Annotated in this window: 9 protein-coding genes; all 9 read left to right on the forward strand. The window is 61.5% G+C overall.

Features of this window, described 5'->3' with window-relative positions; translation table 11 throughout:
• The first annotated feature begins 67 nt into the window (after positions 1–67).
• Positions 68–661 carry an aminodeoxychorismate/anthranilate synthase component II gene (locus RTS12_RS06465; protein WP_312526631.1) on the forward strand — a complete coding sequence of 198 codons (594 nt, stop codon included), beginning with the start codon at positions 68–70 and terminating at the stop codon, positions 659–661.
• Entirely contained in the window at positions 658–1,686 is a 1,029-nt protein-coding gene (gene trpD / locus RTS12_RS06470; RefSeq protein WP_312526632.1) for an anthranilate phosphoribosyltransferase, read from the forward strand. The genes RTS12_RS06465 and trpD overlap by 4 nt, the downstream gene beginning before the upstream one ends.
• Positions 1,683–2,342, forward strand: coding sequence for a uracil-DNA glycosylase (locus RTS12_RS06475; protein WP_312526633.1), 660 nt, complete (start codon positions 1,683–1,685; stop codon positions 2,340–2,342). Before trpD ends, RTS12_RS06475 begins: the two co-directional genes overlap by 4 nt.
• Positions 2,343–2,351: 9 nt before the next feature.
• On the forward strand, positions 2,352–3,143 hold the full coding sequence (gene trpC / locus RTS12_RS06480) for an indole-3-glycerol phosphate synthase TrpC (protein ID WP_312526634.1): 792 nt from the start codon (positions 2,352–2,354) through the stop codon (positions 3,141–3,143).
• Complete coding sequence (gene moaC / locus RTS12_RS06485) at positions 3,140–3,610, forward strand: cyclic pyranopterin monophosphate synthase MoaC (protein ID WP_312526635.1); 471 nt, start codon at positions 3,140–3,142, stop codon at positions 3,608–3,610. Before trpC ends, moaC begins: the two co-directional genes overlap by 4 nt.
• On the forward strand, positions 3,607–4,785 hold the full coding sequence (gene glp, locus RTS12_RS06490; protein ID WP_312526636.1) for a gephyrin-like molybdotransferase Glp: 1,179 nt from the start codon (positions 3,607–3,609) through the stop codon (positions 4,783–4,785). Before moaC ends, glp begins: the two co-directional genes overlap by 4 nt.
• A 123-nt stretch (positions 4,786–4,908) precedes the next feature.
• Positions 4,909–5,610: a transcriptional repressor LexA gene (lexA, locus tag RTS12_RS06495; protein WP_312526637.1), complete on the forward strand. Its 702-nt coding sequence runs from the start codon at positions 4,909–4,911 to the stop codon at positions 5,608–5,610.
• Between the two features lie 168 nt (positions 5,611–5,778).
• Entirely contained in the window at positions 5,779–6,924 is a 1,146-nt protein-coding gene (locus RTS12_RS06500; RefSeq protein ID WP_312526638.1) for a D-alanyl-D-alanine carboxypeptidase family protein, read from the forward strand.
• Between the two features lie 7 nt (positions 6,925–6,931).
• A partial coding sequence (gene tmk / locus RTS12_RS06505) for a dTMP kinase (RefSeq protein ID WP_312526639.1) occupies positions 6,932–7,406 on the forward strand: 475 nt, incomplete at its 3' end.

Consider the following 7,406-nt stretch of genomic DNA (forward strand, 5'->3'; position numbering starts at 1 on the left):
GGCGTTGCTTTGGCACATCTATAGCCGCAGAATTCCCGGGGTTCACCCCCCAAAGCAAGGCACCGCCATGATCCTGCTCATCGACAACTACGACAGCTTTACCTGGAACCTCGTTCATTATCTGGGCGAGGCCGGCGCAGAGGTCGTTGTCCGCCGCAACGATGCCCTTACGGTTGAGGAGGCCTTGACGATGGGCGCCTCGGGCATCTTGGTCTCGCCGGGGCCCTGTGACCCGGCACAGGCGGGGATCATCGTACCGCTGATCCGGGCCGCAGCCGAACGTGGGACCCCGCTGTTCGGGGTTTGCCTTGGCCATCAGGCGATTGGCGAGGCCTTTGGCGGCAAGGTCATCCGTGCCAGCCGTGTGGTTCATGGCAAGACAGATGACATCACCCATGACGGCACCGGCGTTTTCGCGGGCCTGCCCTCGCCGTTCAAGGCAACGCGCTATCATTCGTTGACGGTGGATCCTGAAACCCTGCCCGACGTTTTGCGCGTCACGGCCACCAGCGCGGATGGCACGATCATGGGCCTGCAGCATCGCAGCCTGCCGATCGAGGGGGTCCAGTTCCACCCTGAATCCATCGCCTCGGAACATGGCCATGAAATGATCGCGAATTTCCTGCGTCGCACCACCAATAAAACCGGGGCCGCCGCATGAGCATCGTGCAAGATATTCGCCCTTTGATCTCGGTCGCGGCCAGCCGCTCGCTGACCGGCGAAGAAGCCGAGGCGGCCTTTGCCGCCTTGTTCAACGGCGCCGCGACCCCCGCCCAGATTGGCGGGCTGCTGATGGCGCTGCGGGTGCGCGGCGAAACCGTCGAGGAAATCGCCGCCGCCGCCCGTGCCATGCGCGCAGTCATGAACCGCATCACCGCCCCCGAAGGCGCCATCGACATCGTGGGAACGGGCGGTGACGGCAAGGGCACGCTTAATATTTCGACCGCATCGGCACTGGTTGTTGCAGGCGCAGGCGTCGTGGTTGCCAAACATGGCAACCGGAACCTGTCCTCGAAGTCAGGCTCGGCGGATGCGCTGACGCATCTGGGTATCAATGTGCTTAGCACGCCCGATATTGCACAAGCCGCACTGCGCGATGTCGGCATCGGCTTTATGATGGCCACGGTGCACCACCCGGCCATGCGCCATGTTGGCCCAGCCCGCACCGAGCTTGGCACGCGCACGATTTTCAACCTGCTTGGGCCGCTGACCAACCCCGCGGGCGTCAAGCGCCAGTTGACGGGCACCTTCCATCGCGACTGGAACCGCCGCATGGCTGAAACCCTGCAAGCCTTGGGTTCTGAGCAGGCATGGCTGGTACATGGCAGCGATGGCACGGATGAGCTGTCGATTGCCGGAACCAGCTGGGTTGCCGAGTTGAAAGACGGCGTCATCACCGAATTTGAGATCTCGCCCGAGGATGCCGGCCTTCCCGTCCATCCGTTCGAAGAGATCGTTGGCGGTGAGCCGGCCCAGAATGCAGCGGCGGCCCGCGCCATTCTTGCAGGGGAAAAGAACGCATATCGCGATGCAGTTTTGCTGAATTCCGCAGCCGCCCTACTGATCGCGGGACGGGCTGCAAATCTGCGTGAAGGCGTTGAAATCGCGGCGGATTCCCTAGATTCCGGCAAGGCGCAGGCCAAACTGGACGCTTTGGCCGGATATACCGGCCCACCCGAGCTATGAAGCCGCCCCAAAGCTGGCTGGATCTGCCCTTTTTCACGCAGGACTGGCCGGCAATCGAGGCCCGGCTTCAGGGTCTGAACTGGCTGCCCGGACCTGATCGCGTCTTTGCCGCGCTGGCGTTGACGCCCCCCGAGAGGGTGCGCGTTGTGATTTTGGGCCAAGACCCCTATCCAACGCCGGGCCATGCCAATGGCCTTGCCTTTTCGGTGACTCCTGAAACCGCGCTGCCGCGCTCGCTGGCCAATATCTATAAGGAAATGGACAGCGACCTGGGCGCAACGCCCAGCAACGGCGATCTTAGCCATTGGGCCCGGCAAGGTGTCTTGCTGCTCAATACCTCGCTGAGCGTCCCCCCCGGCGAGGCGGGTGCCCATGCGAAATGGGGCTGGGATCGACTGGCTCGCCAAGCGGTCATCAAGGCGCAAACCCAACGTCCCCTCGCTTTTCTGCTTTGGGGCGCCCATGCGCAGAAAGCCGTCGCAAATCTGCCGCGCGACTGCGATCTGACGCTTGCGACCGCCCATCCCTCGCCCTTGTCCGCACGCCGAGGCTTTTTCGGCTCGCGCCCGTTCAGCCAGATCAACCAATGGCTGGCCCGGCAGGGTGAACCCATCATCGACTGGACGGGGCTTTCCCCGAATCCCCCTCAAGGTTAGACTCTCTCCATGGATATTCTTGATCGCATCAAAGCCTATAAGCTTGAAGAAATTGCTAAAGCCAAAGCCGAGCGCCCGCTTTCGGGCATCGAGGCTCAGGCCCGCGACGCTGGCCCCCTGCGCGATTTTGCAGGCGCACTCAGCGCCAAAGCCGCAACGGGCCATGCGCTGATTGCCGAAATTAAAAAGGCCAGCCCCTCGAAAGGGCTGATCCGGCCCGATTTCAACCCGCCCGCACTGGCCCAGGCCTATGAACAAGGCGGTGCCGCTTGCCTTTCGATCCTGACCGATGGCCCCAGCTTTCAGGGCGCACCCGAGTTCCTGACCGAAGCCCGCGCTGCCTGCAATCTGCCGGTTCTGCGCAAGGATTTCCTTTATGATACCTATCAGGTCGCCGAGGCGCGCGCCTGGGGCGCCGATTGCATCCTGATCATCATGGCATCGGTTGATGATGTTCTGGCCGCCGAGCTTGAGGATGCCGCGCGCCATTGGGGAATGGACGCGCTGATCGAGGTCCATAACCGCGACGAGCTGGACCGCGCATTGGCCCTTAAATCGGCGCTGGTGGGCGTGAATAACCGCAACCTCAAGACCTTCGAGGTTTCGCTGGATGTCACGCTAGAGCTGGCCCCCCATATTCCCGCCGATCGCGATATCGTTTGCGAAAGCGGGCTGTTCACACCGGCCGATCTGAATGTGATGGCTGATGCCGGTATCAAGCGCTTCCTGATTGGCGAAAGCATGATGCGTCAACAAGATGTCGCAGCAGCGACCCGTCAAATCCTGGGCCTTGCGCCATGAGCCTGACCCATTTCGATGATCGCGGTCAGGCGCATATGGTCGATGTCTCGGGCAAAGCGGAAACCGCACGGACCGCGATCGCCGAAGGGCAAGTGATCATGTCGGCACAAACGCTGGCCTTGGCACGTGCCGGCGCGGCCAAGGGCGATGTCTTGGGCGTGGCGCGTCTTGCAGGGATCATGGGGGCCAAACGCACCTCGGATCTGATCCCACTTTGCCACCCGCTGCCAATTTCCAAGGTCGCGATCGAACTTGAAGTTGACGATCAGCTGCCCGGCATTCGCATCACCGCAACCGTTTCGACCACCGGACGCACAGGGGTCGAGATGGAGGCGCTGACCGCCGTATCGACGGCCTGCCTGACGGTCTATGACATGCTCAAGGCCGCACAAAAGGACATGCGGATCGAGGGCATCCGGCTTTTGTCGAAAACGGGTGGTAAATCTGGGGACTTCATAGCGACATGATTAGCGTTGATGAGGCGACCCGGCTGGTTCTGGCATTGGCGCGCCCGCCCCAATCCGAAGAGATCGCAATCGAGGATGCGCTTCACCGCGTCATGATCGCGCCAGCTGTCGCGCAGATGACCCAGCCGCCCTTCGATGCAGCCGCAATGGATGGCTACGCCCTGCGCGGCGCTGACCTGCCCGGCCCGTTGCGCGTGATCGGAACCGCCGCCGCTGGCGCGCCCTGGTCCGGCAGCGCCCAGCCGGGCACGGCTATTCGCATCTTCACGGGGGCTCCGGTCCCTGCGGGTTACGACCGCGTCGTCATGCAGGAAATCGTCAGCCGCGAGCAAGACGAGATCACCGTTACCGCCACGACCACCAACCCCAATATCCGCGCCAAGGGCAATGATTTCGCGCAGGGCTTTCACTTTCAGCCACCGCGCCCGTTGGCCCCTTCCGATTTGGCGCTGCTGGCAGCGATGAACGTCGCGAAAGTGACCGTGGCGCGTCGTCCGATTGTCGCGGTCCTTGCGGGCGGAGACGAGCTGGTGCGCCCGGGCACCCAGCCGGGTCCCGGTCAGATCATCTGCTCGAATGATATCGCGATTGCTGGTCTTGCGCGCGAAGCAGGTGCCGAGGTTCGCATTCTTCCCATTGCCCGCGACACCGAAGAAAGCCTGCGCTCTGGGTTTGACGCCGCGCGCGGCGCCGACCTTTTGGTGACGATCGGCGGCGCATCCGTCGGCGACCATGATCTGGTCGCAAAAGTCGCGGCCGATATGGGGCTTGAGCGATCCTTTTATAAGCTGGCAATGCGGCCCGGAAAGCCATTGATGGCGGGGCGCATCGGGCAAAGTGCGATGTTGGGGCTTCCTGGAAACCCTGTCTCATCCATCGTTTGTGCCATCTTGTTTCTTCAGCCCTTGCTGGCCGCGATGCAGGGGCTGGATCTGCCGCGCAAAATCCTGCGCGCGCGTCTGGGCGCTGAGCTTTCTCGCGAAGGTAACCGTATGCATTTCCTGCGCGCAAGCCTGAAACCTGGCTTGGATTTGCCGGAAATTGTGGCCTTTGCTGACCAGGATTCCGCAAGGCTTGGCATTTTGGCACAGGCCGATGCCCTGTTGATCCGCCCCGCCGACGATCCGGCGCGACAGGTGGGCGAGATGGTCGAATACCTGCCCCTGCGGTCCTGAAGCCCGGAAATGCAGCGAGATTAACCTTTTGTTCACGCGAATCGGTTCATCTCGTTGACGGAATTGCTGCACGAAGATAGAACATAAGCTGAACATAAATTGTCGCGCTGATCGGGGATCACCATGCTGACCAAGAAACAGATCCAGTTGCTCGAATTCATTCAAGCGCGATTGGCGCGTGACGGCGTTCCGCCCTCTTTCGACGAAATGAAGCTGGCGCTGGATCTTCGCTCGAAATCAGGCATCCATCGTCTGGTGACAGCCTTGGAGGAACGCGGCTTTATCCGCCGCCTGCCCCATCGCGCGCGTGCACTTGAAATCGTACGCCTGCCCGATGCTTTGGTCAAAACGTCAGAGTTCAGACCACGCGCCATTGACGGGGGCAAGGCCGCCCCGCGCCCGGCGCCCCCGAAAAATGCAATGCCGGTCAGCGAATCCGCAGCAGTCGAGCTGCCGGTCATGGGTCGCATCGCAGCTGGCGTCCCGATCGAAGCGATTTCCGAGATTTCTCATCACATTGCGGTACCGGGCAGCATGCTGTCGACCCGCGATCACCATTACGCCCTTGAGGTGCGGGGCGACTCGATGATCGAGGCCGGCATCAATGATGGCGATGTGGTCGTGATCCGTGAACAGGATACGGCCGATAACGGTGATATCGTCGTCGCGCTTGTCGAAGGACATGAGGCCACGCTGAAACGCTATCGCCGCCGCAACGGCCTGATCGCGCTTGAGGCTGCAAACCAGGCCTATGAGACGCGGCTGCTGCCCGAAAACATGGTCAAGGTTCAGGGACGGCTGGTTGGGCTGATCCGCAGCTATTAAGCGCTTTCGCGCGCTGGTATTCTCAATGCGCGGCCCTTCAACTTCCGCAGATTGTCGGAAAAGCCGCTGTGACAGCTTCACTTCCCTGAATTCCTTGGGCGCCGCCGTTGCGGCGTGCCCCCCTGTGCTATAGTCATACTGCCAAAAGCGACAGGCAAAGGACTTTTCATGCGCGCCCTTATCCTTGGCATCTGCGCCCTGCTCTCGATGGTTGCCCCTGCACTGGCTTTCGACACCAATGCCCGAGCGGCATGGGTCTATGATGTCGAGACGGGTACGGTCCTGATGGAAAAAAACGCCGATGAGGCGCTTCCACCGGCCTCGATGTCGAAACTGATGACCATCTATATGCTGTTCGAAGCTGTCCATGAGGGTCGCGTTCAGCTTGATTCGCGTTTGCCGGTCTCGACCAAGGCCCGGCAGATGCAGGGCTCGACCATGTTCCTGAATGAAAACGACCGCCCAACGGTCGAAGAGCTGATCAAGGGTATGATCGTGCTGTCAGGCAATGATGCCTGCGTCGTCGTCGCCGAGGGGCTTGCCGGCACCGAAGAGGCATTTGCCCGCCAGATGACCGAACGCGCCAAGGCGATGGGTTTGACCAACTCGCATTTCGTCAATGCTTCGGGTTGGCCCGCACCTGGCCATCAGATGACGGCGCATGATCTGGGCATCCTGGCCCAGCATCTCATCATCGACTTCCCCGAGATGTATAAATATTTCTCGATTGAAGAATTCCCCTATGACAACCGCGCCCCTGCGAACCGCTATAACCGCAACCCGTTGCTCAAACTGGGGATTGGCGCAGACGGGTTGAAAACGGGCCATACGCAAGAGGCAGGCTTTGGTCTGGTTGGCTCTGCGGTGCAAGCCGGTCGCCGGGTCGTTTTTGTGATTGCCGGTCTGCCTGACGATAAATCCCGCGCCGAGGAATCCGAGCGTATCGTGAACTGGGCCTTCCGTCAGTTCACCATGCGCACCGTGGTGCCCAAGGGTGAAATCGTGGCGCAAGCCCCTGTCTGGTTGGGAAATCGCAGCCGCGTGGGCCTGACGACAACCGATGGGGTCAAGGTTTTGATCCCCGCAGGCACCCAATCCGGCATCACCGCCGAGGCTGTTTTTGACGGCCCGATCGAGGCGCCGATCAAGGCTGGCACCCGCGTGGGCGACTTGCTGATCACCATCCCCGGCACCGGTGAATCGCGCATTCCGCTGATCGCGGCTTCAGATGTCGATACCGCTGGGGTCTTTGGCCGCCTTCAAAGCGCCGCTGCCCGCCTCGGACGCAAGGCGCTCGACGCAACAGGAAGCTGATCGCCTTATGTTCATCAGCTTTGAAGGCATCGACGGTTCGGGAAAAAGCACGCAAGCGCGCCGTCTTGCCGATGATCTGCGCGCAACGGGTCGGGACGTCGTCCTGACCCGCGAGCCCGGCGGCAGTCCAGGCGCCGAGGAAATCCGCAAACTTTTGGTCGAGGGTCGAACAGAGCGTTGGTCCCCCGAGACCGAGCTATTGCTTTTCAATGCCGCGCGCCGCGACCATCTTGAGCGCACGATCCTGCCCGCGCTTAGCCAGGGCGCGACCGTAATCAGCGACCGTTACGTCGATTCAACCCGCGTTTACCAGGGGGCGGCACGGGCGGATTTGCGCGCAACCGTTGATCAGCTTCACCAAATGATGATCGCGGTCGAAACTGATCTGACCTTTATCATCGACATCGACCCCACTGTGTCGCTGTCACGCGGCCAGGCACGCAATACCACCGAAGATCGCTTTGAGGGCATGGGCCTGGATT

Source organism: Paracoccus sp. (in: a-proteobacteria) (assembly GCF_032007265.1).
Lineage (GTDB): Bacteria > Pseudomonadota > Alphaproteobacteria > Rhodobacterales > Rhodobacteraceae > Paracoccus.

Bases quoted from the DNA above. Each gene is read 5' to 3' on its own strand.
- trpC (WP_312526634.1), top strand. From the start codon at position 2,352: ATGGATATTCTTGATCGCATCAAAGCCTATAAGCTTGAAGAAATTGCT.
- RTS12_RS06475 (WP_312526633.1), top strand. From the start codon at position 1,683: ATGAAGCCGCCCCAAAGCTGGCTGGATCTGCCCTTTTTCACGCAGGAC.
- trpD (WP_312526632.1), top strand. From the start codon at position 658: ATGAGCATCGTGCAAGATATTCGCCCTTTGATCTCGGTCGCGGCCAGC.
- RTS12_RS06500 (WP_312526638.1), top strand. From the start codon at position 5,779: ATGCGCGCCCTTATCCTTGGCATCTGCGCCCTGCTCTCGATGGTTGCC.
- glp (WP_312526636.1), top strand. From the start codon at position 3,607: ATGATTAGCGTTGATGAGGCGACCCGGCTGGTTCTGGCATTGGCGCGC.
- lexA (WP_312526637.1), top strand. From the start codon at position 4,909: ATGCTGACCAAGAAACAGATCCAGTTGCTCGAATTCATTCAAGCGCGA.
- RTS12_RS06465 (WP_312526631.1), top strand. From the start codon at position 68: ATGATCCTGCTCATCGACAACTACGACAGCTTTACCTGGAACCTCGTT.
- moaC (WP_312526635.1), top strand. From the start codon at position 3,140: ATGAGCCTGACCCATTTCGATGATCGCGGTCAGGCGCATATGGTCGAT.